The sequence below is a fragment of the Pseudomonas sp. HMSC065H01 genome (genome assembly GCF_001815235.1).
In the GTDB taxonomy this organism is placed as follows: Bacteria; Pseudomonadota; Gammaproteobacteria; order Pseudomonadales; family Pseudomonadaceae; genus Pseudomonas; species Pseudomonas aeruginosa.
Window position 1 is genome coordinate 80,324 of the sequence record NZ_KV819829.1, and the last position, 25,505, is coordinate 105,828.

Annotated in this window: 21 protein-coding genes; 3 read left to right on the top strand and 18 right to left on the bottom strand. The window is 68.2% G+C overall.

Annotated elements, in window-relative coordinates; genetic code table 11:
• Positions 1-62 precede the first annotated feature (62 nt).
• From triC to HMPREF3014_RS01505, 13 genes are all read right to left on the bottom strand, one after another.
• A complete protein-coding gene (gene triC, locus HMPREF3014_RS01445; protein WP_003102199.1) occupies positions 63-3,110 on the bottom strand; it encodes a triclosan efflux RND transporter permease subunit TriC in 3,048 nt (1,015 codons plus the stop codon).
• Positions 3,107-4,177, bottom strand: a complete 1,071-nt coding sequence (gene triB / locus HMPREF3014_RS01450; RefSeq protein ID WP_023086867.1) for a triclosan efflux RND transporter adaptor protein TriB — start codon at positions 4,175-4,177, stop codon at positions 3,107-3,109. Before triB ends, triC begins: the two co-directional genes overlap by 4 nt.
• The gene (gene triA, locus HMPREF3014_RS01455) at positions 4,174-5,325 is read right to left on the bottom strand and encodes a triclosan efflux RND transporter adaptor protein TriA (protein ID WP_073647849.1); all 1,152 of its coding nucleotides are present in this window, start codon (positions 5,323-5,325) and stop codon (positions 4,174-4,176) included. Before triA ends, triB begins: the two co-directional genes overlap by 4 nt.
• Before the next feature lie 152 nt (positions 5,326-5,477).
• Positions 5,478-6,317 carry an IclR family transcriptional regulator domain-containing protein gene (locus HMPREF3014_RS01460; RefSeq protein ID WP_003083866.1) on the bottom strand — a complete coding sequence of 280 codons (840 nt, stop codon included), beginning with the start codon at positions 6,315-6,317 and terminating at the stop codon, positions 5,478-5,480.
• 206 nt (positions 6,318-6,523) lie between these two features.
• On the bottom strand, positions 6,524-7,129 hold the full coding sequence (gene pcaG / locus HMPREF3014_RS01465; protein ID WP_003102189.1) for a protocatechuate 3,4-dioxygenase subunit alpha: 606 nt from the start codon (positions 7,127-7,129) through the stop codon (positions 6,524-6,526).
• Between the two features lie 10 nt (positions 7,130-7,139).
• Positions 7,140-7,859, bottom strand: coding sequence for a protocatechuate 3,4-dioxygenase subunit beta (gene pcaH, locus HMPREF3014_RS01470; protein ID WP_003102187.1), 720 nt, complete (start codon positions 7,857-7,859; stop codon positions 7,140-7,142).
• Positions 7,860-7,993: 134 nt separating this feature from the next.
• The gene (pcaQ, locus tag HMPREF3014_RS01475) at positions 7,994-8,911 is read right to left on the bottom strand and encodes a pca operon transcription factor PcaQ (RefSeq protein WP_003102186.1); all 918 of its coding nucleotides are present in this window, start codon (positions 8,909-8,911) and stop codon (positions 7,994-7,996) included.
• A gap of 285 nt (positions 8,912-9,196) precedes the next feature.
• A complete protein-coding gene (locus HMPREF3014_RS01480; RefSeq protein ID WP_019725684.1) occupies positions 9,197-11,584 on the bottom strand; it encodes a TonB-dependent siderophore receptor in 2,388 nt (795 codons plus the stop codon).
• 147 nt (positions 11,585-11,731) lie between these two features.
• Entirely contained in the window at positions 11,732-12,727 is a 996-nt protein-coding gene (locus tag HMPREF3014_RS01485; protein WP_019396909.1) for a FecR family protein, read from the bottom strand.
• Positions 12,724-13,269 carry an RNA polymerase sigma factor gene (locus HMPREF3014_RS01490; RefSeq protein WP_003112642.1) on the bottom strand — a complete coding sequence of 182 codons (546 nt, stop codon included), beginning with the start codon at positions 13,267-13,269 and terminating at the stop codon, positions 12,724-12,726. The genes HMPREF3014_RS01485 and HMPREF3014_RS01490 overlap by 4 nt, the downstream gene beginning before the upstream one ends.
• A 196-nt stretch (positions 13,270-13,465) precedes the next feature.
• Positions 13,466-14,416 (bottom strand): adenosine deaminase, encoded by a 951-nt coding sequence (locus HMPREF3014_RS01495; RefSeq protein ID WP_003112641.1) that lies wholly within the window; start codon positions 14,414-14,416, stop codon positions 13,466-13,468.
• Positions 14,417-14,520: 104 nt separating this feature from the next.
• Positions 14,521-15,483, bottom strand: coding sequence for an isopenicillin N synthase family dioxygenase (locus tag HMPREF3014_RS01500; RefSeq protein ID WP_034017055.1), 963 nt, complete (start codon positions 15,481-15,483; stop codon positions 14,521-14,523).
• Positions 15,484-15,555: 72 nt separating this feature from the next.
• On the bottom strand, positions 15,556-16,653 hold the full coding sequence (locus HMPREF3014_RS01505) for a BMP family ABC transporter substrate-binding protein (protein WP_003123811.1): 1,098 nt from the start codon (positions 16,651-16,653) through the stop codon (positions 15,556-15,558).
• Positions 16,654-16,890: 237 nt separating this feature from the next.
• Between HMPREF3014_RS01505 and HMPREF3014_RS01510 the strand changes: the two genes are divergently transcribed.
• Complete coding sequence (locus tag HMPREF3014_RS01510; RefSeq protein WP_016252843.1) at positions 16,891-17,406, top strand: nucleoside 2-deoxyribosyltransferase; 516 nt, start codon at positions 16,891-16,893, stop codon at positions 17,404-17,406.
• Positions 17,407-17,527: 121 nt separating this feature from the next.
• Positions 17,528-18,154 (top strand): nucleoside 2-deoxyribosyltransferase, encoded by a 627-nt coding sequence (locus tag HMPREF3014_RS01515; protein WP_003106722.1) that lies wholly within the window; start codon positions 17,528-17,530, stop codon positions 18,152-18,154.
• Between the two features lie 27 nt (positions 18,155-18,181).
• Here HMPREF3014_RS01515 and HMPREF3014_RS01520 read toward each other — a convergent pair whose 3' ends face one another.
• Positions 18,182-19,234, bottom strand: a complete 1,053-nt coding sequence (locus HMPREF3014_RS01520) for a nucleoside hydrolase (protein ID WP_003106723.1) — start codon at positions 19,232-19,234, stop codon at positions 18,182-18,184.
• Positions 19,235-19,341: 107 nt separating this feature from the next.
• Positions 19,342-20,691 carry an 8-oxoguanine deaminase gene (locus HMPREF3014_RS01525; RefSeq protein ID WP_016252841.1) on the bottom strand — a complete coding sequence of 450 codons (1,350 nt, stop codon included), beginning with the start codon at positions 20,689-20,691 and terminating at the stop codon, positions 19,342-19,344.
• Positions 20,692-21,148: 457 nt separating this feature from the next.
• Here HMPREF3014_RS01525 and ppk2 point away from each other — a divergent pair, with 457 nt between their 5' ends.
• Entirely contained in the window at positions 21,149-22,045 is an 897-nt protein-coding gene (gene ppk2 / locus HMPREF3014_RS01530; protein WP_003119523.1) for a polyphosphate kinase 2, read from the top strand.
• A gap of 79 nt (positions 22,046-22,124) precedes the next feature.
• Here the strand turns inward: ppk2 and ahpF are convergent, their stop codons facing one another.
• The 3 genes from ahpF to HMPREF3014_RS01545 form a co-directional block, all read right to left on the bottom strand.
• Entirely contained in the window at positions 22,125-23,690 is a 1,566-nt protein-coding gene (gene ahpF, locus HMPREF3014_RS01535) for an alkyl hydroperoxide reductase subunit F (RefSeq protein WP_023086865.1), read from the bottom strand.
• 144 nt (positions 23,691-23,834) lie between these two features.
• Positions 23,835-24,398: an alkyl hydroperoxide reductase subunit C gene (gene ahpC / locus HMPREF3014_RS01540; RefSeq protein WP_003083828.1), complete on the bottom strand. Its 564-nt coding sequence runs from the start codon at positions 24,396-24,398 to the stop codon at positions 23,835-23,837.
• A 164-nt stretch (positions 24,399-24,562) separates the two neighbouring features.
• Positions 24,563-25,489 carry an ABC transporter permease gene (locus tag HMPREF3014_RS01545; protein ID WP_003083821.1) on the bottom strand — a complete coding sequence of 309 codons (927 nt, stop codon included), beginning with the start codon at positions 25,487-25,489 and terminating at the stop codon, positions 24,563-24,565.
• Positions 25,490-25,505: the final 16 nt, after the last annotated feature.

A 25,505-nucleotide genomic window follows, 5' to 3' on the forward strand; every position in this document is an offset into this window, starting at 1 on the left:
CCGCTCTCCTTCCCCCCGCACAGACTCTGCTACGGCGGCGCCCCCTTCCCCTTACGCCGCGCTCAGCGTCCCGGTTCCGGAATCCGGTACCAGGCGACGTACAGCGCCGGCAGGAAGATCAGCGTGAGCAGCGTGGCGGCGACGATGCCGCCGATCATCGCATAGGCCATCGGCCCCCAGAACACTTCGCGGGCGATGGGGATCATCCCCAGGCTGGCCGCCGCCGCCGTCAGCAGGATCGGCCGGGTGCGGTGGTGGGTGGCTTCCAGCACGGCTTCCCAGGGCGTCTTGCCGTCTTTCTCGAAGGCATCGATCTGGGTCACCAGGATCACCGAGTTGCGGATGATGATGCCGATCAGCGCGAGAATCCCGAGGATCGCCACGAAGCCCATCGGCGTGCCGGTCGGCAGCAACGCCGCGACCACCCCGATCAGCCCCAGCGGCGCGACGCTGGCCACCAGGAACAGCTTCTGCACGCTCTGCAACTGGATCATCAGGAAGGTCGCCATGAGGAACAGCATCAGCGGCACCACCTTGGCGATCGGGCCCTCGGCCTTGCCGCTCTCCTCCACCGTGCCGCCCACTTCGATCCGGTAGTTCGCCGGCAGGCCGTCGGCGAAGCGCTTGACCTCCGGCGCCAGCCGGGCGACCAGGTCGGTGGGCTGGATCTCGCCGCGCAGCGACGCCTTCACCGTGATCGTCGGCTTGCGGTCGCGGCGCCACACCAGCGGCTGCTCCAGCTCGTAGCTGACCTTGGCGAACGCCTTGAGCGGGATCGAGGTGCCGCTGGGCGTGACGATCTGCAGGCTCTCCAGGGTCTCCAGCGAGCCGCGCTCGCTATCCTCGGCGCGGCCGATGACGTTCACCAGGTAGATGTCGTCGCGCACCTGGGTCACCGCGCTGCCGGTCACCACGCTGTTCATGATCTGCGCCACGTCCTCGGAGGAAAGCCCGAGCTGGCGCGCCTTGTCCTGGGCGATGTCGATCTTGAGCATCTTCCCGGGCTCGTTCCAGTCGTAGACGATATCGCCGATGTTCGGGTTGCCGTCGAGCACGCCGGCCAGGCCCATGGCGTACTCGCGGACCTTGTCGATCTGCGGTCCGCTGACCCGGTACTGGATCGGCCGTCCCACCGGCGGCCCCATCTCCAGCGGCTGCACGTAGGTGCTGATGCCGACGTAGTCCTTGCGCAAGCGATCGCGCAGGCGTGCGGCGACGCGCTCGCGGGCCTCCAGGTCCTTGGTGACGATCACCAGCTGGCCATAGAAGTTGTTCTGCAACTGCTGGTCCAGCGGCAGGTAGAAGCGGATCGCGCCTTCGCCGACGTAGGCGCTCCAGTGGTCGATGTCCTCGTCGTCCTTCAGCGTCGCTTCCAGGCGGTCCATCACCGCCCTGGTCTCGTGGATGCTGCTGTTTTGCGGCAGGTTGAGGTCGACCAGCAGTTCCGGACGGTCGGAAGACGGGAAGAACTGGTGCTGGACGAACTTCATCAGGAACAGCGACACGCCGAACAGCAGCGCGGTGAGGAAGATGGTCGTCCAGCGCCGGCGCATCGCCAGGTGCAGCAGGCTGTCGAAACGCTCGGCGATGCGGCCCTTCTTCTGCTCCGACTTGTGCTTGAGAGTCTTCGGCAGGATGTGCACGGCGATCACCGGGGCGAACAGCACCGCGACGATCCACGACAGCAGCAGCGCCACGGCGATCACTGCGAACAGGGTGAAGGTGTACTCGCCAGCGGAGCTGGCGTTGAGCCCGATGGGTACGAAGCCGGCCACCGTCACCAGGGTCCCGGTGAGCATCGGGAAGGCCGTCGAGGTGTAGGCGTAGGTCGCCGAGTCGTGTAGCGAGTCGCCCAGTTCGAGGCGCGTGATCATCATCTCCACGGTGATCATGGCATCGTCCACCAGCAGGCCGAGGGCGATGATCAGCGCGCCGAGGGAAACCCGCTGCATGGTGATGTCGGTGTATTCCATGAACACGAAGACCATCGCCAGCACCAGCGGGATCGAGCAGGCCACCACCAGCCCGGCGCGCAGGCCGAGGCTGACGAAGCTGACGATGAGGACGATCACCACCGCCTCGAACAGCGCCCGGGTGAAACCGCCGACCGCCTTCTTCACCACCTGGGCCTGGTTCGACACCTGGTGCACGCCGACACCAACCGGCAGTTCGCCGGTGATCTCCTGCATGCGCGCATTGAGCGCCTCGCCGAACTCGAGGATATTGCCGCCCTCCTTCATCGCCACCGCCAGGCCGATGGCCGGCTCGCCCTTGTAGCGGAACAGCGAGGTCGGCGGGTCGACGAAATCGCGGCTGATGCTGGCCAGGTCGGACAGCCGGTAGAAACGATCGTTGACCCGCAGGTTGACCGCCTGCAGGTCCTTTTCCGAACGGAAGTTGCCGGAGGTGCGCACCGAGATGCGCTCGGGGCCGGCCTCGACCACGCCGGACGGGGTCACCGCGTTCTGCGCCTGCAGGCTCTGCACGACCTGGCGCTGGTCGAGACCGAGGGCGGCCAGCTTGCGGGTAGAGAAGTTGAGGTAGATGACCTCGTTCTGCGCACCGATCATCTGCACCTTGCCCAGGTCTTTCACCGAGCGGATGTCCAGGCGCACCTTCTCCACGTAGTCGCGCAGCTGGCGGAAGTCCAGGCCGTCGGCGGTGAAGGCGTAGACGCTGCCGAACACGTCGCCGAACTCGTCGTTGAAACCCGGTCCCTGGATGCCCTGGGGGAATTCGCCCTGGATGTCGGATATCTTCTTGCGCACCTGGTACCAGATATCCGGGATGTCGCCGGCCTTGGTGGTGTCCTTGAGGTAGACGAAGACCGTCGATTCGCCGGGTCGCGTGTAGCTCTTCACGTAATCCAGCGAGTCCAGCTCCTCGAGCTTCTTCTCGATGCGGTCGGTGACCTGCTCCAGGGTGTCGTCCACCGTGGCGCCCGGCCAGCGGGTCTGGATGACCATGGTCTTGATGGCGAACGAGGGATCCTCCTCGCGCCCCAGGTTGAGGTAGGAGAACACGCCCATCACCAGCGATACCGCCATCAGGTACCAGACCAGGGACTGGTGGCGCAGGGCCCAGTCCGACAGGTTGAAACCGCCCTTCATCGCGCATCCTCGTCGAGTTTGATCTTCTGGCCGGGCTTGAGGCTGTTGACTCCGGCGCGGACCACCCGGTCGCCGTCGGCCAGGCCCTGTCCGATCACCACCTGGCGTTCGTCGCGGCTGAGCACCTGTACCTCGCGCAGGGCCACGCTGGACTGTTTCCCATCGACGACCCAGACCTGGGTCTTGCCGTCGCGCTCCAGCAGCACGCTGGCCGGCAGCACGCTGCGCACGCTACCGGCGCTGCTCAGCTGGACCTGGATGGTCGAACCGAGGCGAAACGCCTCCGGCGTCTGCGCCAGGCTCAGGCGCACGCGACGGGTGCGGGTCGAGGCGTCGGCCTGCGGACCCAGCTCGCGGATGCTGCCGGTGGTCCTGGCCTGCGGGTCGAGCTGGGCGCTGACCAGGAAGCGCGCGTCGGCCGGCAGGCTCTCGGCGACCTCGGTGGGCAGGTCGAAGACCGCCTCGCGCACTTCGGGCCGGGCCAGGGTGACCACCGCCTGGCCGGCGCTGACCACTTGCCCGGCCTCGGCGTGCCAGGTGGTGATGACGCCGTCGAAATCGGTCACCAGGCGCGTGTAGGAAAGCTGGTCCCTGGCCTGCTGCACCGTCGCTTTGGCCTGGTCGAAGCTGGCCTGGCTGGTCTTCAGGCGGGTCCGCGCATCGTCCAGGCGCGCCTGGGCGGTGACGCTGCGGGCGAACAGTTCTTCCTGGCGCCGGGCATTGGCCTGGGCGTCGATCAACTGTGCCTCGGCGCTGGCCAGGTCGCCCTGGCTGGCGCGCAACTGGTTCTGCTGGTCGGTGGGGTCGAGGGTCGCCAGCAGCGCGCCCTTGCCGACGAAGTCACCGACGTCGAACAGGCGCGAGGCGATCCGTCCGTTGGTGCGGAAGCCGAGCACGCTCTCGTAGCGCGCCTGGATGCTCCCGGCGAAGCGACCGAGGTCGTCGTTCTTCAGGGTCTTCACGGTCACCGTCAGCACCGGCCGCGGCGGTGCCGGCGGCGGCTCGTCGCCGCAGCCGGAGAGGAGCAGGGCGAAGCCGAACAGGCCGGCGAGGGAAAACGGCTTCATGGCTGGCCTCCGCCCACGGCGTCGCGGCTGGCGGTGCTCTGGGTCGGCTGCGGCGGCTGGGCCACCTCGACCACCTGGCCCGGATGGAGCAGTTGGCCGCCCACCGTGACCACCGTCTGGCCCGCCTCCAGGCCACCGTCGATGACCACCTTCTCGCTGGCGTAGCGTGCCACCCGCACCGGTTGCAGACGCGCCTTGCCTTGCTGGTCGAGCAACCAGACCGCCGGCTGCTCGCCGACCTTGGACAGCGCCGACCAGGGCAGCACCACGCTGTGCGCGGCCGGCGCGGCGACGCTGGCGTTGACCACGCTGCCGAGGCTCATTTCCGCCGGCACCGAGTCTAGGCCGACCTTGACCTTCAGCGTACCGCTGCGCTCGTCCACCGTCGGGGTGATCTCGCGGACCTTGCCGCTGGCGGTGACTTCCGGCTTGCCGAGCAGGCTGACGGTGATCCGCTGGCCGTCGACATCGTGGCTGAACAACGACTCGTAGACGTTGAACACCGCGTCGCGCTCGCCGTCGCGGGCCAGGGTGAAGATCGGCACGGTGGCCTGCACCACCTGGCCGACCTCGGCCTGGCGGGCAGTGATGACCCCGGCGTCGGAGGCACGCAGCTCGGTATAGGAAAGCAGGTCGCGGGCGTTGGCCAACTGCGCCTGGGCGGCCTTCAGCGAACTCTGCGCGCTGCGCACCGAGGCCAGCGCCTGGTCGTACTCGCTCTGGCTGGTGTAGCCCTTGGGCAGCAGCGCCTTCTGCCGCTGGTAGTTGAGGTCGGCGAGCTTCGACTGCGCCTGCTGCGCGGCGACCGCCGCCTGGGCGTTCTCCACGTTGCTGCGCTGGTCCTGCGGGTCGAGCCGCGCCAGCACCTGGCCAGCCGCGACGTGGTCGCCGACATCGACCAGGCGCTCGACGATCTTGCCGCCGACACGGAACGACTGGTCGGCCTGTACCCGTGCCTGGATGTCGCCGGTGATCGAGGTGGCCGAGGCGAACTCGGCCATCTTCACCGTCTGCGCCAGCACACGGACGTGTTCCTCGGCGGGCGGCTCGGCGCCGCAACCGACAAGCAGGCCGGCGCACAGGATGGCGGGCAGCGCCATCCGCGACCAGCGACCTTTGGAATGAAAAGCGCCTCTGGCGTCTGACATGCCTTCCCCTTCGCGATCCATACAGATACCGGCCGATCCGGCCGGAAACTCCCGGAATTGGCAGGGATTCTAGCCGCGTCCCCAAGGATTGCGACTATCAGATGGAAGCGGGGGTTCCTTTTCCAAACTTGTGGAGGGGATCGCCTCCGGCGTCAGGTGAACAGGCGCGCGCTCAGCTCGCGGCTGGCCTCCAGCAGCAACGGCAGGAAACGGCTTTCCAGTTCGGCGCGGGAGACCCGCCCGGCATGGGTGCCGACGTTCAGCGCGGCGAGCACATGGCCGGCGGAGTCGCGTACCGGCACCGCCAGCGAGCGCAGGCCGACTTCCAGCTCCTGGTCGACGATGCACCAGCCCTGGCGACGAATCTCCACCAGGCACGGCAGCAGGGTCTCGGGGGTATACAGGGTACGGCTGGTCTTGGCCTGCATCTCCACTCCGCCGAAGTAGGCGTGCAGCGCGTCGTCGTCCAGCGCGGCGAGGAGGATGCGGCCCATCGAGGTGCAATAGGCGGGCAGCCGGCTGCCGACGTTGAGGTCCACCGAAATCAGCCGCTGGGGAGTGGCCGAACGGGCGATGTAGAGCACGTCGTCGCCCTCCAGGGTGGCCATCGAGCAGGCTTCGTGGAGCTGTTCGCTGAGGCGGTCGAGGATCGGCTGCGCAGTGATCGCCAGCGGCGTCGACGACAGGTAGGCGTGGCCGAGGGTGAGCACCTTCGGCAACAGCGAGTAGGTGCGCCCGTCGGTGGTGGCGTAGCCAAGCTGCATCAGCGTGTGCAGGCAGCGACGCACGGCGGCGCGGGGTATCTCGGTGCGGTGGCTGATCTGGGCGATGGTCAGGTGCCGCTTGCGCTCCTGGAACGCATGGATCACCGCCAGGCCACGGGCCAGCGAGGTCATGAAGTTGGGATCGCCGGTGAAGGCCTCGATGCGCTTGGCCGGCGAAAGGACGGTCGGCGGCGCCAGGGTGGCGGGGTGTTCCGGGAGTTCGCTCATGGACGTTCGGGCTCGGGTCACGGAAAGGCTCGCCGATTATCGGACACTCGTTCGATCATCGCAATTGACCGGAGCGCCTCCGACTGTAGTACTGTCGGGGCTACCCATCGCCCTCCGGGAGTAATGTCAGGTACCCATCGGCGGGTTCTGGGTACGCCCTTGCCGCTCCGGCAAGGGCGCCCTTCCTTCCCGCGCGATCGATGCGCCTAGAAGTCAAAGAACACCGTCTCGTTGTCGCCCTGGATGCGGATGTCGAAACGGTAGGCGAGCTGTCCGTCCACTTCGCAGCGCCGCGCGAGCAGGGTGTCGCGACGCGGCGCCTGCTCGATCAGGTTGAGCACCGGACAGGCGGCGTTGGCCTCGGTCTCGTCATCGAAGTACAGCCGGGTCTGCAAGTGGATGTTGATGCCGCGGGCGAACAGCGAGACGTTGATGTGCGGCGCCATCGGCACGCCCTGGGCGTTACGCACCACCCCCGGCTTGACCGTGTGCAGGGTCCACTCGCCGGCATCGAAGGTGGTGGCGGTGCGGCCGAAGCTGTTGAACGGTCGCTCCGGATCGTAGCGCTCCTGGTAGCGGCCTTCGCTGTCGGCCTGCCAGAACTCCAGGAACGAGTCGCGCACCAGGTGGCCGTTGCCGTCGTAGACGTGGCCGAGCAGGAGGATGTGCTGGCCCGGCGCGTCTTCGCGGGCCATGCGGTTCCAGATCTCCAGGTCACGGGTCGGGTTGCCGGCGGCGGCCAGCGCCAGGCCGATGTGGACATAGGGACCGGCGGTCTGGGAAGGGGTTTCCCGCAGCAGTTCGTGGCTCATGGTCGGCTCCTCAGGCGTTCTCGAAGAAGGTCTTGCGCTGCCCGCGCAGGACGATGTCGAAGCGGTAGGCCAGGCAGTCCATCGGGTTGGCCATGCTCATGTCGAGCCGGCCGATCAGGCTCTGCGCCGCCTCCGGGTCGGCAAGGGTGCGGATGATCGGGCACTTGGGGATCAGCGGGTCGCCCTCGAAGTACATCTGGGTGACCAGCCGCGCGGCGATCGCCGGGCCGCTGACAGACACGTGGATGTGCGCCGGGCGCCAGTCGTTGGGGCCGTTGCGCCAGGGATAGGGCCCGGGCTTGATGGTGCGGAAGTAATAGTGGCCCTCGCTGTCGGTGAGGGTCCGGCCGACGCCGCCGAAGTTCGGGTCGAGCGGCGCCAGGTAGCGGTCGTTCTTGTGCCGGTAGCGCCCGCCGGCGTTGGCCTGCCACATCTCCACCAGGGTGTGCGGGACCGGCTTGCCGTACTGGTCGAAGACCCGGCCGAACATGATGATGCGCTCGCCCTGGGGCAGGCCGCCGTGGTCGAAGTTGAGCAGCAGGTCGTTGTCGTGGCGGCCGAGCCTGAGGTGGGAGAAGTCCGGCCCGCTGGTTTCCGAGAGCGATTGCGGGATGCTCACCAGCGCCTGGCTCGGCGAGCGCGGCACGGAGGTCTTGTAGTCGGGGGTCAAGGCTTTGGGGTGCCAGTTTCGGTCACGGATGACGAAACGACGGCTTTCGGCGTCGTGCATGTCGGGCTCCTGTTATTCGCGTTATCGGTCGCCAGGCTTGTGGATTCAGGCATGGAAAACGAAGTCTTGCGCAGGAGGCGGGACGGGGACAGTGAATTATCCGGCCCCATACATAACCATTTGGTTATGCTTTATCAGTGCAACTCGGCGGCCACCTCGCGCAACACCGCGCTGAACCATTGCGCCCCCAGCGGCAACGGCAAGGCCGCGTTGTGGCACAGCCCGACCGAACCGCCCGGTTCGCGGATACCCAGGTCCAGCTCGGCCAGCTCGCCGTTGCCGACGTCCAGGCGCACTGCATCGCGCGGCGCCACCCAGATCGCCTCGCTGCGCAACACATAGCTGCGGCTGAGGGTCGGCGAGAGGGTTTCCAGGCGCTGTCCGGCGAGCGCGATGCCCCACTGCACGAACAGGCTGTCGGCGTGGCGGCGGATGGTGGTGCCGGCCAGCGGCAGCACCAGTGGGAATTCGGCCAGCCGCTGCAGGTCGCCGAGGGGCGCGGCGAGCAAGGGGTGGCCGGGACGCACCACCAGCATCATCGACTCGCTGTACAGGTGCTCGAAGGTCAGGCCCTGGATGTCCGGGCTATCGGTCATCCGCCCGACCACCAGGTCCAGCTCGCCGACCTTCAGTTGCGCCAGCAGGTAGGCGCTGGGTCCGGTGGCGACGCTGACCACCAGCGCACCGTGGCGCCGGTGCAGGCGCCGGATCACCTCGGGCACCACCAGGCTCTCCACCGTCGACAGCACGCCGACCCGCACCGTCTCGACCTGCGCCTCGTGGCCGCGCAGGGTGTTCACCCCGTCGCGCAGGGCCTGCACGCAGGGGCCGGCATAGCGCAGGAAGGTCACGCCCGCCTCGGTCAGCTCGGCGCCGGCCTTGCTCCGTTCGAACAGGCGCGCGCCGAGGATTTCCTCCAGTTCCTTGAGGGTCTTGGAGATCGCCGGCTGCGACACCGCCACGGCATCCGCCGCCTTGGCGAAGCTGCGCTGGCGGGCGACTTCGAGGAAGCAGGCGAGGTGGCGGAACTTGATGCGGTTGTCGAGGTTCATGGGGCGGCCGTGGCGGCGAGTGGTGCGGGCATGGTACCCAACGGGCGGGTTGGGAACGAGGTGTGGCGTGCGGCGAGGTCGTGCCAGGCGGTTCTCCGCCTTCCTTTCCCCAAAGAGAGAAGGCACTGGATGGCGGAACGACTCACGCGCCGGGCAATCCCTTCCCTGGGGAAGAAGGAACCAGATGGAGCATGGTCGGGCAGCATCGCGCCGACCCTTCGCCCTTCAGGGGGGCCTCCACGTCCAGGAGGACGCCGGGGAACCCCACCTGGAGCGAGCGCCGACTCAGAACTCCACCGTCGTCGACACCTGGAACTGCCGGGGCTCGCCCATCGCCACGTACAGTCGATTGGCACTGGACGGGTAGTAGGTGCGGTCGAACAGGTTCTTCACGTTGAGCTGGAACTTCACGCCGTGTCCGCCAAAGCGGGTGTCGTAGCTGGCAAAGGCATCGGCCACGGTGTAGGACGGCAGGTCGAAGGAATTGGCCGGGTCGCCCGGGCGCTTGCCGACGTAGCGCGCGCCGCCGCCCAGGCGCAGGCGGTCGCCGCCGAAGAGCTGGCCGAGTTCGTAGACCGCCGACAGCGACGCGGTGTTGCGCGCCACGTTCTGCAGGCGCTTGCCCTCCAGGGTCGGGTCCTCGGTGACTTCCGCGGCGAGCCAGGCGTAGCTGCCGATCAGGCTCCAGCGTGCGCTGAGCTGGCCGGTGAGGTCCAGCTCCAGGCCGCGCGAGCGGACCCGGCCGGCGGCGCGCACGCTGCTGTTGCCGGCACCGTCGAGTTCGTTGACCAGCACGTTCTTCTTGCGAATGTCGAACAGCGCCAGGGTGCCGCTGAGACGCCCCGGCACATCCAGCTTGGCGCCCAGCTCCCAGGAGGTCGCCTCCTCCGGCAGGATCGCCGAATCGATGGTCTCGCCGGTGCTCAGCGGGGCGATGGTCGAGTTCGGCTTGAACGAGCGCGTGTAGCTGCCGTACAGCGAAACCTCGTCGCTCAGGCGGTAGACCAGGCCGCCGCGCGGCACCCATTTCTGCCCGTTGATATCGGTGTTGGCGTTGAACGGCCGGCCGCGCCCGGCGAGCTGGTCGTAGATCTGGTAGCGCGCGCCGCCGACCAGGATCCAGCGTTCGTCCAGGTGGATCGAGTCCTGGAAGTACAGCGAGTCGCTGCGCAGCTTGTCGGTCTGGTCGCTGTCGCCGGCGACCACCCGGGTCGACGGCACCACCTGGCCATAGACCGGGTCGAGGTAGTCGAAGCGGCTGGTCTTGCTGTCGCGCAGCAGGTCGGCGCGGAAGATCTTGCGCTTCTCGTGGTCCATGCCGAATTGCAGGTCATGTTGCATCCCGGCCAGTTGCAGCGTTCCGCTCAGGCCGAGGGTGGCGAAGCTGTCGCTGCTGACCGCGCCGTGGGTGCCGTCCATGCGCCGGGTCAGGGTGCCGTCGGCATTCACGGCCATCACCCGGGCCTGGTTGTCGTCGTAGGTCTCGCGACTGTAGCCGTAGCCGAAGTGGGCCTTCCAGGTGTCGTCGAGCTGCCGTTCGAGATCCAGGCGGGTCAGCTCGGAACGGCCCTCGGTGATGTTGAAGGGCTCGTCCAGGCGCCGGCTGCGCGGGATGTCCAGCGGGCGGTTGGTACGCGGGTCGATGGCCGTGCCACGGTCGAACGGCGTGGTGAACTCGCGGTGCTCGTAGCTCAGGTTGACCGTCGTGTCCTCGCCGTACCAGGCCAGCGAGGGCGCCACCAGCGTCTCGCGACTCTTGCCGAAGTCGCGCCAGTAATCCTCGTCCTCATGATCGAGGATCATCCGGTAGGCCAGTCCGCTGTCGCCCAGCGGGCCGGTGGAGTCGAGCTGGCCGCCGCTGCCGTTGTGCCCGTGGGCGTAGGCCGAGCCACGCAGGGTCAGGGCGTTGGCTTGTTGCAGTTGTGGCTTCTTGCTCACCACGTTGACCACCCCGCCCGGGTCCTGGATGCCATAGAGCAGGGATGCTGGCCCCTTCAGCACCTCGACGTGGTCGGCGGTGGCGGTGAAATTGCGGCCCTGCACCGAGGGCATGCCGTCGCGCATGATCGAGCCGTCGCGGTTGTCGCCGAAGCCGCGCTTCATCACCGCGTCCTGGGTACCGCCGAGGGTGTTGGCCTGGGTGATGCCGCTGATGTTGCCCAGCGCGTCGTCAAGGTTGCGCGGGCGCTGGTCCTGCAGCGCCTGTGCCGGGACCACGCTGATCGCCTGGGGGATTTCCAGTAGCGGCGCATCGCCGCGGCTGATCGAGGCGTTGGCCGCCGGCCGGTAGCCCTGCGCCGGGGCGGCGGCGGAGACCGTCGTGGCATCGAGGTCGAGCGCGCCGCTGGCGGGGATCGGTTCCAGGGTCAGGGTGCGCTCGTCGATCCGCCGCGCGCGCAGGCCGCTGCCCTGCAGCAGGCGTTGCAGCGCCTCCTCCGCGTCCAGCGAACCGTGCAATGCCGGAGCGGTCGCCTGCGGCGGCAGCTCGGCGGTGTAGAGCAGCGTCTGCCCGCTGGCCCGGCTGAACGCGTTGAGCGCCTGGGCCAGCGGCGCGGCAGCCTGGCTGAAGCGGTAGCGAACCGCCTCGGCGGCCTGCACGGTGGCGGCGAGACAGCCGAGGCTGAGGAACAGGGCGGGGAGAGTACGCAGGGCGAAGCGCGGGAACGGGGTCATGGGTTGCTCGTGTCGGTCGCTTTTCTAATGCGAATCAATCGCGGTCATGAGCACTACACGAAGCGGCGCCGGATTTACCTCACCCCGCAGGGCAAAAAAATTCTTCGCCGGGAAAGATTCCTGCGGCCAAACGGACCGGGGCCACCGTCAGCGAATCACCACCAGGCGTCCGAACAGGATCTGCTGGCGATAGCCGAGCACCGCCTGCAGCGACTTCAGCGCGGCTTCGGGATCATCGCTGCGGAAGCTGCCGCTGACCGGCTGGCGACCGAGCGCGTCGTCGAGCAGGAGAATGCGTCCGGGGTAGTAGCGAGCGAGTTCGTCGAGCACTTCTGCCAGCGGCCGCCGGTAGAAGCTCAGCCAACCCTGGCGCCAGGCCAGCGCGGCGGCGGCGTCGATGGCCACGGGCCGGCCCAGCTTGCCGTCGGCGAAGCCGACCTGCTGGCCGGCGCCCAGCACTTCCTCGGCGGCGCCTGCACCGGTGCCGGCGCTCACCGCGACCCGCCCTTGCAACACGGTGACGCGGGTCGCCCCGGCGCCGCGACGGACCTCGAACTCGGTGCCCAGTACCCGCGCCCGACCTTCGCCGGCCTCGACCACGAATGGCAGCGCGTCGCGCTTCACCCGCAACGCGGCGGCGCCGCGCAGCAGTTCGACCCGCCGCTGGCCGCCGTCGATACGCACGCGCACCGCGCTGCCGGCGTCCAGGCTCAGGTAGGAGCCATCGGCCAGCTTCCATTCGGCGACCTGTCCCGGCGCGGCGACATAGTCGGCACGCCAGTCCTGCAGCCAGTCGCCGGGCTGCCACCAGCCGCCCAGCCAGAGCATCGCCAGCAGGCAGGCGACGCTGGCCAGCGGGTAGGCCCAGCGCCGCGGGTTGCGCGACGCTCGGCGCGGCCGCAGGTAGGCTTCCAGGGCATCGGCCTCTTCGATGGCCAGGCGGCTCGCCGGTATTTCCGTCAGGCGCCAGAGCGCCTCGGCGCGAGCATAGGCCTCGGCATGCGCCGGCCGCTGCGCCAGCCAGTCCTCGAAGGCCCGCCGGGTCGCCGCATCCGGCGTACCGCGCAGGCGCACCAGCCAGGCCTGGGCGGTCTGCTCGAGGACGGGATCGTAGGGCGCGGCGTCGCTATCGGGTCGGGTCATGGCTGGGCGCTCCTTGCCTGCTCGCCGGCCGGGCCGGCCAGGCTCGCCTTGCAGGCGTCGAGGGCGCGCATCATATGTTTTTCCACGGCGCTTTGGGAAAGCTGCATGGCCTGGGCGATCTCCGCGTAGGTGCGGCCGTGGATGCGATTGAGCAGGAAAATCCGCCGGGTCCGCTCGGGCAGGCCGCGCAAGGCGGCCTCGACCCGGCGCCACTGGTCGCCGGCCTCGAGCGCCTGCTCGGGACCGACCGGCTCGCCCTGGCGCTGCTCCGGCAGCCAGTCGTCCAGTTGCCGCTGCCGCGATCCTTCGCCACGCAAGTGGTCGATGGCCAGGTTGCGCGCGCTGCGCAGGAGGTAGCTGCCAAGCTCCTCCACCGGGGCGGCCGGGCGCCGCCAGAAGCGCAGGAACAGTTCCTGGACCAGGTCGGCGGCGGTCGCCCGGCAGCCGACCCAGCGGCTGACCAGGCTTTCCATGCGCTGGCGCTGGGCCAGGAAGGCCTTGAGCAGATCCGCGCGGCGCGCCGCCTCGCCGTCTGCCGGCAAGGCATCCGGGCGCGGGCCGGAGGGTAGGTCGCGGTCGGGCATCGGTGAGGGACGGCTGCACGAAAGCCGGCGCCGGGGCGGCGCCATGGGAATGCTGAGCAGCCCACAAATGATAATGCTTATCATCAATACCGAGAAGCCGGCGACGACGAAACGCCTTGCGGGTCGCGCGCCGGGTTGCCCGGCGCGCCGCCCCTCACTTCACCAGGCGCGCATCCAGGCTGTTCTGCGCCAGGCGCCTGGCCTGCTCCTCGGTCATTCCCAGGCTCTGCTGCAAGGCATGGAAGTTCTCGGTGACATAGCCGCCGAAGTAGGCCGGGTCATCGGAGTTCACCGTCACCTTCACGCCGCGTTCGAGCATGTCGAGGATGGTGTGCTGGCTCATGTCGTCGAACACGCAGAGCTTGGTGTTGGACAGCGGGCAGACGGTCAGCGGGATCTGTTCGTCGATCAGCCGCCGCATCAGCCGCTCGTCCTCGAAGGCGCGCACGCCGTGGTCGATGCGCTCGACCTTGAGCAGGTCGAGGGCTTCCCAGATGTACTCGGGCGGCCCCTCTTCGCCGGCATGGGCGACGGTGAGGAAGCCTTCGCTGCGGGCGCGGTCGAAGACCCGCTGGAACTTGCTCGGCGGATGCCCTACTTCCGAGCTGTCGAGGCCGACGGCGATGAAGGCGTCGCGGAACGGCAGCGCCTGGTCGAGGGTTTTCTGCGCCTGTTCCTCGCTGAGGTGGCGGAGGAAGCTGAGGATCAGCCCATGGCGGATGCCCAGCAGCTTCTCGCCGTCCCGTAGCGCGGCGCGGATGCCGGCGAGCACCACCTCGAAGGGAATGCCGCGATCGGTGTGGGTCTGCGGGTCGAAGAACGGCTCGACGTGGACGACGTTCTGCGCCTTGCACTTCTGCAGGTAGGCCCAGGTCAGGTCGTAGAAGTCCTGCTCGGTGCGCAGCACGTCGGCGCCGGCGTAGTAGAGGTCGAGGAATTCCTGCAGGTTGTTGAAGGCGTAGGCCTTGCGCAGGGTCTCGACGTCGTTCCAGGGCAGGGCGATGCGGTTGCGCTCGGCGAGGGCGAACAGCAGCTCCGGCTCCAGGGTACCTTCCAGGTGCAGGTGCAGTTCGGCCTTGGGCAAGGCGTTGAGCCATTCGTACATGGGGTGGGTTCTCGATCAGGCTGGTCTTGGCCGGCAAGTTTAACCTGTCCCGGGAGTCAGGCCCGCGGCAAACCCGCGAGCCGCTCCCGCGCGCGACGGGCGGCTCAGGCCGTTTCGCCGCGCCGATAGGCATAGGTCTGCGCGAAGCGCGAGATCAGCCAATCGCCACAGGTGGTCGGCGGATACTTCGGCGGGTTGTCCGCGTCGAAGCAGCCCGGCAGGCAGCGGATCTCGGTATCCATGTGCGGTTCGGCGAAGAACGGCATGGAGTAGCGGTGCACCCCGCGCGGGCTGATCACCCGGTGCGGGGTCGAGCGGTAACGGTCGTTGCTCCAGCGCGCCATCATGTCGCCGATGTTGACCACGAAGGTGCCGTCGATGGGCGGCGCGTCGATCCATTCGCCCTGGCGGTTCTGCACTTGCAGGCCACCGGCGGCGTCCTGGTAGAGCAGGGTCACGCAGCCGTAGTCGGTGTGCGCGCCGGCGCCGGGCTGGTCGGCGCTCTGCCGGGCCGAGGCCGGCGGATAGTGGATCAGGCGGAACACGCTGACCGGCTGCTCGAAGCGGCGATCGAAGAAGTCCTCCTCGATCCCCAGGGCGATGGCCAGGGCGCGCAGCACGGTACGGGCCAGCGTCAGCATGTCGGCATAGTGTCCTTCCAGCAGGGCCTCCCAGCCGGGCAGGTCGGGGTGTCGGTTGGGCCCGTAGAAGGACTTGCCGGCGCGCACGTCGGGATGCTCCGCCGGCAGGTGCAGGGCCATGTCGAAGGTCTCCTTGAAGTCGCTGGGCAACGCCGGGTCGAGCTGCTCGGTGGCGATCGCGCCATAGCCGCGATGGTTGCGGCTACGGGTGATATCGATCTTCAGCTTCTCTTCGACGGGCAGCGCGAAGAACTCCCGCGCTGCCGCCAGCAGGGCTTCGAAGCGCGCGGCCGGCAACGGGTGTCCGGCGATGTAGAAGAAGCCCCACTCGCGGCAGGCCTGGTCGATCCGCCGCGCCACGTCGTTCCAGGCGCCACGGTCGGCGCCGTAGAGCGGGGCGATGTCGATGATGGGTAGACGGTCCAATCGCGCTCTCCTCGATGGGCCCTGTACGGAAAGTGCCTGCGCTCGGCGACTTTTTCCATACAAGGCCAGGGCTCACTTCGGCAGGTCGGCCTTGATGCCTTCCACGTAATAGTTCATCGACGCCAGGTCGGCATTGGTCGCGCTGACGCCGGCGGCGAAACGCTCCTTGCCGGACTGGTCGCGGATCGGCCCGGTGAAGGGGTGGAAGGCTCCGCTGCGGATCGACTCGATCAGCCTGCCCGCCTCTTCCCGTACCGGCGCCGGCAGCACCTCCTGGTTCAGCGGCAGGACCACCGTACTCTCGGCCAGGCCGCCCCAGAAGTCCTCGGATTTCCAGGTGCCGTCCATCACCGCCTGGGCCGAGCGGATATAGTGCGGGCCCCAGTCGTTGACGATCGAGGTGAGCACGGTCTTCGGACCGAAGTGCTGCATGTCCGAGGCGTAGCCCACGGCGTACACCCCGCGACGCTCGGCGGCCTGGATCGGCGCCGGGCTATCGGTGTGCTGGAACACCACGTCGACGCCCTGGTCGATCAGCGCGTTGGCCGCGTCGGCCTCCTTGCCCGGATCGAACCAGGTGCTCACCCACATCACCTTGAGTTCGGCCTGCGGGTCGTATTTGTCCAGCGCCAGCTGGATCGCGTTGATGTCGCGGATCACCTCGGGAATCGGAAACGAGGCGATGTAGCCGATCTTGTGGCTGCGGGTCATCTTCGCCGCGAGGAAGCCGCCGACGTAGCGTCCCTCGTAGGAGCGCGACAGGTAGGTGCCGAGGTTCCTGTCGCGCTTGTAGCCGGTGGCGTGCTCGAAGGTCACCTTGGGAAACTGCCGGGCCACCTTGGCGGTGGGGTTCATGTAGCCGAAGGAAGTGGTGAAGACCAGGCCGTAGCCGTCTTTCGCCAGGTTGCGGATGACCCGCTCGGCGTCGGCGCCCTCGGCGACGTTCTCGACGAAGCTGGTCTTCACCTTATCGCCGAAGTGCTCCACCAGTTCGCGGCGGCCCAGTTCGTGCTGGTAGGTCCAGCCGTGGTCGCCGACCGGGCCGACATAGACGAAGCCGATCTTCAGTGGTTCGGCGGCCTCGGCGGCGAGAGCGCAGGCGCCGAGGCCGAGGACGGCGGCAAGGCGGCGCAGGACGGACATGTGGGATTGCGTGCGACGGTGTTTCATGGATGGGCGTGCTCCGGTGAGTGCAGGGTTGGCCATCGGGCGTGGCTTCGCGTTCAGCCCGCCCGCCGATGCAATTACCTGACCACCCGGACAACTCCGCTCAAGCCCGCGCTTCTGCGTGCCGCGCCATGCCGGCGCGGCTGCAGGACGGTGCAGCGCGCCATCGCTTGGTGCATGCCGGCGCCGCCACGATGGCCTACCATGGGCGCTGGCTTTCCGTAACAAGGCACGCACGCGATGACCGCGATCTACCTGGCCGGGCCGGACGTCTTCCGCCCCGACGCCGAGGCCCACGGCGAAATGCTCAAGGCGCTCTGCGCCGAGTTCGGTTTCCTCGGCCTCTACCCGCTCGACCACGCCCTGCCCGCCGACATCCGCGAGCCGGCCGCACAGGCCGCCTGGATCTACCGCGCCAATGTCGGCCTGATCGAGCGCGCCGACTGCGTGCTGGCCAACCTCGAACCGTTCCGCGGCAGCGAGCCGGACAGCGGCACCGCCTTCGAAGTGGGCTACGCCCTGGCCCTGGGCAAGCCGGTATATGCCTACCTCAGCGATGCCGGCGCCTACGCCGAGCGCCTCGCCCGGCTGGCGCCGGAATGGCTCGGCGAGCGCCCCGGCGAGGACCGCGACGGATGGCAACTGGAGGGTTTCGGCCTGCCATTGAACCTGATGCTGGCGGTGCCTTCGCGGCTGGTCGCCGGCGGCCCGCGCGAGGCCCTGCGACGCCTCGCCGAGGAACTCGAGCGCGCCTGACATCGCGGGAAGGCCGTCGCCTAGCTGCTGGCAGATAGCCGCCGCCCGGCCCGTCGCTTGCCGGCCATAATCCTGGACAACAACGGCCCCATCCGGGAGGCCGGCCTGCAAGAGGCATCCGATGAACCGATCCAAGGGTTCCAGCAGCCGTCGTACCTTCCTGCGCCTGGCAGCCCTGCTGCTGCCCGCCGGCGCCCTGCTCGGCAGCCTGCCGGGCGTACGCGCCGCGGCCAGGCCGCGGAAACTCTATCTGGCCGGTCCCGATGTGTTCCGCGCCGACGCCGTCGCCCACGGCGAAGCACTCAAGGCACTGTGCGCACGCTACGGTTTCGAGGGCCTCTACCCGCTGGACAACGCGCTGCCGAAACAGCTCGCCGAGCCGCGCGAACAGGCGGCCTGGATCTACCGCGCCAACATCGGCCTGATCGAACGCGCCGACGCGGTGCTGGCCAACCTGAACTTCTTCCGCGGCGCCGAGCCGGACAGCGGCACCGCCTTCGAGGTCGGCTATGCCACCGCCCTCGGCAAGCCGGTCTATGGCTACGTCGACGACGCCGGCAGCTACGCCGAGCGGATCCGCCGGCACACCCCGGAGCTGATCGGCGAGGATCCGACCCGCGACCGCGACGGCATGACCCTGGAAGAGTTCGGCCTGCCGCTCAACCTGATGCTGGCGGTGCCGGCAACGCTAGTCGTCGGCGACGCCGAGCAGGCCCTGCGCCAACTCGCCAGCCGGCGCCACGGCTGACCCGGCGCCGGCCGTACGGCGAGAGACTCAGGGCAGGCGGGCGATACGCTCGGTGAGCAGGTCGAAGAACCCCTGGGCGTCGCCCTCGTTGATCCACTCGACGTTGGCCGGCTGCTTGAGGCCGCCGTACCAGTCGGCCACGGTCTGGCCGAAGGTGATGCCCTCGCGGCTGTCGACCTGCACGTTGATCCGCTTGCCCTTGAACAGCGAGGGCTTGAGCAGGTAGGCGACCACCGTGGCGTCGTGCACCGGGCCGCCCTTCAGGCCGTAGTACTTGATGTCGTACTGGACGTAGGCGTCGAGGATGTCGGCGACGGTCTTGCCGGCCTGGTTGCCGAGGTTGCGCAGCTTGGCGATGCGCTCGGGGCTGGTGAGGATCTTGTGGGTCACGTCGAGCGGCAGCATGGTGATCGGCGCCCCGCTCTTGAGCACGATTTCCGCCGCGTGGGGGTCGGCGAAGATATTGAATTCGGCGGCCGGGGTGATGTTGCCGCCGTTGAAGTGGGCGCCGCCCATGATCACGATCTCGCGGATGCCCTTGACGATGTCCGGGGCCTGGGTCAGGGCCAGCGCGAGGTTGGTCTCCGGGCCGAGCATGGCCAGGGTCACGCTCTTCTCCGGCGCCGCACGCAAGGTGCGGATCAGGTAGTCCACGGCGTTACCTTCGGCCAGCGGCTGCTTCGGCTCATGCACCTCGACGCCGCTGATGCCTTCGCTGCCGTGCACGTCGGCGGCGTAGATCGGCGTGCGCAGCAGCGGTCGCGGGGCGCCGGCGTAGACCGGGATATCCGGGCGCTTGCCCCACTCGCGGGCCAGCCGGGCGTTACGCGCGGTCTTTTCCAGCGGCACGTTGCCGGCGACGGTGGTCAGCGCCTGGATCTTCAGCTCCTTCGGCGAGGCCATGGCGAACAGCAGGGCGATCACATCGTCGGCGCCCGGATCGGTGTCGATGATCAGCGTCCGCGGCGATGGCGGCGCCACCGTTTCGGCAGCGGACAGAGGAAGGCTGGCGGGCATCAGCAGGGCGAGTCCTAGCAGAAGGCTGCAAAAGCGATTGCATGGGCGGGCGGCGCGTGACATGGGGCGGCTCCTGGTGGGGAATGCCACAGTCTAGCCAGTTGCGGGCCACGCGCCGACCTATGCGAACCGACAGAGGAAGCACGGCGCTTCCCCTACCGGAACCCGCATCAACCGGCGATCAGGGCACTCGCCGCAGCGCGGTGGCGGGCGATCAGGGCGGCCAGGTCGAGGCCCTCCACGGCACCGTCGACCACTCGCCAGACGCCGCCGACCATTACCCGGTCGGCGCGGTCGGCAGCGCACAGCAGCAGCGCCGAGAGCGGGTCGTGGCTACCCGAGAAGCGCAGCTCGTCGAGCTTGAACAAGGCCAGGTCGGCCTGCTTGCCGGGGGCCAGCTCGCCGATGTCGCTGCGCCCGAGCAGGCGTGCCGAGCCACGGGTTGCCCAGCCCAGGGCGAGTTCCGGGGTGATCCGCTCGGCGCCGTAGCGCAGGCGTTGCAGGTACAGGGCCTGGCGCGCCTCGAGGATCATGTTCGAGGCGTCGTTGGAAGCCGAGCCATCGACTCCCAGGCCGATCGGCGCGCCGGCCGCCTCCAGCTCCACGGTCGGGCAGATGCCCGAGGCCAGGCGCATGTTCGAACTCGGGCAATGGCAGATACCGGTGCCCGCCTCGCCGAGCCGGCGGATCTCCTCGGCGTTGAAGTGGATGCCGTGGGCCAGCCAGGTGCGCGGGCCGAGCCAGCCGACGCTATCCAGGTAGTCCACGGTGCGCAGGCCGAAGCGCTGCAGGCAGAAGTCTTCCTCGTCGAGGGTCTCCGCCAGGTGGGTGTGCAGGCGTACGTCGTGGCGCGCCGCCAGTTCGGCGCTGGCGCGCATGATCTCCGGAGTCACCGAGAACGGCGAGCAGGGCGCCAGGGCGATCTGCACCCGGGCACCATCTCCGCGCTGGTGGTAGCGGGCGATCAGTCGCTCGCTGTCGGCGAGGATGGTCTCGGCTTCCTGCACCGTCTGCTGCGGCGGCAAGCCGCCGTCCTTCTCGCCGAGGCTCATCGAGCCGCGGGTGAGCATGGCGCGCATGCCCAGTTCCTCGACCACCCCGGCCTGCACGTCGATGGCCTGTTCGAGGCCGCCGGGAAACAGGTAGTGGTGGTCGGCGGCAGTGGTACAGCCGGACAACAGCAGCTCGGCCAGCGCCACCTTGGTGGCCAGTGCGAGTTTCTCCGGGGTCAGCCGCGCCCAGACCGGGTAGAGGGTCTTCAGCCAGGGGAACAGCGGCTGGTTGACCACCGGCGCCCAGGCGCGGGTGAGGGTCTGGTAGAAGTGGTGATGGGTGTTGACCAACCCCGGCAACACCACGTGCCGGCTGGCGTCGAACTGGCTGGCGCAGGGCTGCGCGGGCTGTTGGCCGGCGCCGAGCAGCTCGACGATGCGGCCGTCTTCGACGACCAGGCCGCCGGCGGCGTCGAGACCGTTGGCGGTGAGGATGGCGAGGGGATTGCGAATCCAGGTGCGGGACATGTGCGGACCTTCGTCGGATCGGCGGGCCGGCGCGAACGCTGCCGGCCCTCGGTTGATGAGAGCCAGCTCAGTGTTCACCCTGTCTGCTGATCCAGGTCCGCGGGGCGACGACGGGACGCCACGCGCGTGGCGATATCCTACAAGGGATTTCTGGAGAGGTGTAAGGCTTTCCTCCCGGTGGCGGCCGGGCGCGGTTTGATGGGGGTCAACGGACGCCTCCCGGCAGGGGCATAGAGTGGGGGACTGCATAGCTGAAAACGTAGAACGGAAGGAGTCCCGCATGAGCGAAGAACCCACTGTCAGTCCCCCCTCCCCCGAGCAACCCGCCGCGCAGCCGGCCAAGCCGGCCCGGCCAGCCGCCCGCCGCGCCCCGCGCAAGCCGGCGACCCGCCGCCCGCGAGTGGCCAGCCCGGCGCAGAAGGCCCGCGAGGAGATCCAGGCAATCAGCCAGAAGCCGGTGGCCCTGCAGGTCGCCAGTGCGCCCCACGGCAGCAGCGAGGACAGCACCTCGGCGAGCCTGCCGGCGAACTATCCCTATCACACGCGGATGCGCCGCAACGAGTACGAGAAGGCCAAGCACGACCTGCAGATCGAACTGCTCAAGGTGCAGAGCTGGGTGAAGGAGACCGGCCAGCGCGTGGTGGTCCTGTTCGAAGGCCGCGACGCCGCCGGCAAGGGCGGCACCATCAAGCGCTTCATGGAACACCTGAACCCGCGCGGCGCGCGGATCGTAGCCTTGGAGAAACCGTCCTCCCAGGAGCAGGGCCAGTGGTATTTCCAGCGCTACATCCAACATCTGCCCACCGCCGGCGAGATGGTCTTCTTCGACCGCTCCTGGTACAACCGCGCCGGCGTCGAGCGGGTCATGGGCTTCTGTTCGCCGCTGCAATACCTGGAGTTCATGCGCCAGGCGCCGGAGCTGGAGCGCATGCTCACCAACAGCGGCATCCTGCTGTTCAAGTACTGGTTCTCGGTGAGCCGCGAGGAACAACTGCGGCGCTTCATCTCGCGCCGCGACGATCCGCTCAAGCACTGGAAGCTGTCGCCCATCGACATCAAGTCTCTGGACAAGTGGGACGACTACACCGCCGCCAAGCAGGCGATGTTCTTCCATACCGACACCGCCGACGCGCCGTGGACGGTCATCAAGTCCGACGACAAGAAGCGCGCGCGACTCAACTGCATCCGCCACTTCCTGCACTCGCTGGACTACCCGGACAAGGACCGGCGCATCGCCCATGAGCCGGACCCGTTGCTGGTGGGGCCGGCCTCGCGGGTGATCGAGGACGACGAGAAGGTCTACGCCGAGGCGGCCGCCGCGCCGGGCCACGCGAACCTGGATATCCCGGCCTGAGGCGGGCGGTCGCGCCAACGAAAACGCCCGGGGCGCTTTCGCGCTCCGGGCGTCCCTGGTTCGACGGTCGCTGGCCGGGTCACTCCGGCGCGGAGGTCCGGATCAGGTGGTCGAAGGCGCTCAACGAAGCCTTGGCGCCCTCGCCCACGGCGATCACGATCTGCTTGTACGGCACCGTGGTCACGTCGCCGGCGGCGAAGATGCCGGGCAGCGAGGTCTCGCCACGGGCGTCGACGATGATCTCGCCACGCGGCGACAGCTCGACGCTGCCCTTGAGCCACTCGGTGTTGGGCAGCAGGCCGATCTGCACGAAGATGCCTTCCAGCTCGATCGACTTGAACTCCTCGGAGTTGCGGTCCTTGTACACCAGGCCGGTGACCTTCTGGCCGTCGCCCTTCACTTCGCTGGTCAGAGCACTGGTGATCACCTCGACGTTCGGCAGGCTGTAGAGCTTGCGTTGCAGCACGGCGTCGGCGCGCAACTTGCTGTCGAATTCCAGCAGGGTCACGTGGGCGACGATGCCGGCCAGGTCGATGGCCGCCTCGACGCCAGAGTTGCCGCCGCCGATCACCGCCACGCGCTTGCCCTTGAACAGCGGGCCGTCGCAGTGCGGGCAGAAGCACACGCCCTTGGCCTTGTACTCCTGCTCGCCGGGCACGCCCATTTCGCGCCAGCGAGCGCCGGTGGCGAGGATCAGGGTCTTGGCCTTGAGGCTGCCGCCGCTCTCGAACTGCACCTCGTGCAACTCGCCGGCGTTCTTCGCCGGAACCAGCTTGCTGGCGCGCTGCAGGTTCATGATGTCGACCTCGTAGTGACGCACGTGCTCTTCAAGCGCCCGCGCCAGCTTCGACCCTTCGGTCTCCTGCACCGAGATGAAGTTCTCGATGGCCATGGTGTCCAGCACCTGGCCGCCGAAGCGCTCGGCGGCGACGCCGGTGCGAATGCCCTTGCGCGCGGCGTAGATCGCCGCCGCGGCGCCGGCCGGGCCACCGCCGACCACCAGCACGTCGAAGGCGTCGCGGGCGGTCAGCTTCTCGGCGTCGCGGGCGGCGGCGCCGGTGTCGATCTTGGCGAGGATCTCTTCCACGCCCATGCGGCCCTGGCCGAAGACTTCGCCGTTGAGGTAGATGCTCGGCACCGACATGATCTGGCGCGCCTCGACCTCATCCTGGAACAGCGCGCCGTCGATGGCGACGTGACGGATGTTCGGGTTGAGCACGGCCATCAGGTTCAGCGCCTGGACCACGTCCGGGCAGTTCTGGCAGGACAGCGAGAAGTAGGTTTCGAACTCGAAGGTGCCCTCGATGCCCTTGACCTGCTCGATCACGTCCGCGTCGAGCTTGGAGGGGTGGCCGCCTACCTGCAGCAGGGCCAGCACCAGCGAGGTGAATTCGTGGCCCATGGGGATACCGGCGAAGCGCAGGCCGATGTCCGCACCGGGGCGGTTCAGCGAGAACGACGGTTTGCGCGCATCGCTGCCGTCGGTCTTCAGGGTGATCTTGTCGGTCAGGCCGACGATGTCTTGCAGCAGGCCCAGCAGCTCGCGGGATTTGTCGCTGTCATCGAGGGACGCGACGATCTCGAACGGCTGGCTGACCTTTTCCAGGTAGGCCTTCAACTGGGTTTTAAGATTGGCGTCCAACATGGTTCAGCTCCTCGAAATTCGGGCAAACGTATCCCCGGCGGATGGGACATCCGCCCTGCACGGCGCGTTGGCTGGGTGAAGGGCGGACGATCCGCGAGGGATCGTCCGCCGGAGAGGCTGGCGGCGAATGCCGCCGGCGCGGTCTTAGATCTTGCCGACCAGGTCCAGGGACGGAGCGAGGGTCTTCTCGCCTTCCTTCCACTTGGCCGGGCAGACTTCGCCCGGGTGGGCGGCGGTGTACTGGGCGGCCTTCAGCTTGCGCACGGTCTCGCCGACGTCACGGGCGATCTCGTTGGAGTGGATCTCGACGGTCTTGATCACGCCTTCCGGGTTGATCACGAAGGTACCGCGCAGGGCCAGGCCTTCTTCCGGGATGTGCACGCCGAAGGCGTTGGTCAACTGGTGGGTCGGGTCGCCGATCAGCGGGAACTGGGCCTTGCCGACTGCCGGGGAGGTTTCGTGCCAGACCTTGTGCGAGAAGTGGGTGTCGGTGGTCACGATGTAGACCTCGGCACCGGCTTTCTGGAACTCGCCGTAGTTATTGGCGGCGTCTTCGATCTCGGTCGGGCAGTTGAAGGTGAAGGCAGCCGGCATGAAGATCAGGACCGACCACTTGCCCTTCAGGGATTCCTCGGTCACCTCGATGAACTTGCCGTTGTGGAAAGCGTTGACCTTGAACGGTTGGACTTGAGTGTTGATCAGGGACATCAGTCGTTCCTCTCTCAGTTGAATGGGGTGTTTCAAATCGACTGGGAGAATCTTAACGGGGTTCGGCAAAAATGCCCCATTGATTTAGGCCATCAGTGAAATTATCTAAATCTATCGAAGAATATATAAATAGTTAAAACAACTAATCGAAGAACCTGCCCTCGTCAGTGCCCGGCCTTCCACGGCTGGCCCAGGGAAACCGGGGCATACAGCCGGGTGCGCAGGGCATCGCGGGAGAGCAGGACCAGCACCAGGATGGTCGCCGCATAGGGCAGCATCGCCAGCAGGTTGGCCGGAATCGACAGCCCGATCCCCTGGGCCACCAGGTGCAGGATGCTGGCCAGGCCGAACAACCAGGCACCGAGCAGCACGCGGAACACCCGCCAACTGGCGAAGACCACCAGCGCCAGGGCGATCCAGCCGCGTCCGGCGGTCATGTTCTCCGCCCACATCGGCGTGTAGGCCAGCGACAGGTAGGCACCGGCCAGGCCGGCCATGGCGCCGCCGAAGAGCACCGCCAGGGTGCGCACGCGCAGCACCGGCAGGCCCATCGCGCTGGCCGCGTCAGGGTTCTCGCCGACCGCCTGGAGAACCAGCCCGGCGCGGCTGCGCAGGAGCATCCAGGCGACCGCGGCGAACAGCGCCAGGCTCAGGTAGACCAGCGCGTCCTGGGCGAACAGCATGCGCCCGAGCAGCGGCAACTCGCCCAGCACCGGCAGCGCCAGCGGGGCGAACCCTTGCAGCGGCTTGCCGACCCAGGCGGCGCCGACGAACGACGAAAGGCCGACGCCGAAGATGGTCAGCGCCAGGCCGCAGGCCACCTGGTTGGCGTTCAGGTACAGGGCGACCCCGGCGAACAGCGCCGCCAGCAGCATGCCGGCGAGCACCGCGAGGAGCACGCCGAGCCACAGGCTGCCGCTGGAGAAGGCGACCATGAAGCCGATCACCGCGCCGAACAGCATCATCCCCTCCTGGCCCAGGTTGAGCACTCCGCTTCTCTCGCAGACCAGTTCGCCCAGGGCCACCAGCAGCAGCGGAGTACCGGTGCGGACCATGGCGAACAGCAGGTTGTCGAGCAGATCGATATCCATCTTGGTTCCTCGGCGG